Source organism: Pseudomonas gebzensis (assembly GCF_034427815.1).
Classification (GTDB): domain Bacteria; phylum Pseudomonadota; class Gammaproteobacteria; order Pseudomonadales; family Pseudomonadaceae; genus Aquipseudomonas.
The window spans coordinates 1-502 of sequence record NZ_JAXQNS010000043.1; the positions used below are offsets into that span (position 1 = coordinate 1).

Consider the following 502-nt stretch of genomic DNA (forward strand, 5'->3'; position numbering starts at 1 on the left):
CCCGGCTTCGCCACGCCCTGAAACAGTCAGGCCATCGGCGCTGACCACAACGTTTTGCACAGCCTCCGGCGCAGTGATATCCGGCACCTGGAGCGCCAACGGCGAAGACGCATTCCCCGCCGCATCGGTCTGGCGAACATCGATGAACTCACCATTGGCCTGCGCCGGATCCAGCGTTAGGGTGAACCCACCGTCCGCGCGAACCTGGCCTGTACCAATCACATTCCCAGCCGCATCACGAACCTGCACCGTGGCGCCTGGTTCGCCTGTACCCGTCAGCGTCACGCCATCGGCAACCGCCAGATCGGTGGGCTGGATGGGTGCGGTCAGATCCGGCGACAGCACCGAAGTGGGTTGTGACACGTTGCCGGAGGCGTCGGTGAGCTGGACTTGCAGGCTGCTGCCGTCAGTTACCGCAGGAACGAGTGCGACGTTGAAACGGCCGTCTGCCCCGACCACGCCGGAGCCAATCAGATTTCCCTGGGCATCGCGAACATTGACA

1 protein-coding gene is annotated in these 502 nt (G+C 63.9%); it reads right to left on the reverse strand.

Annotated features, from left to right (window positions below):
- Nucleotides 1–502: Ig-like domain-containing protein (locus tag SJI00_RS22385; RefSeq protein WP_322463861.1), on the reverse strand; the 502-nt coding region annotated here is incomplete at both ends.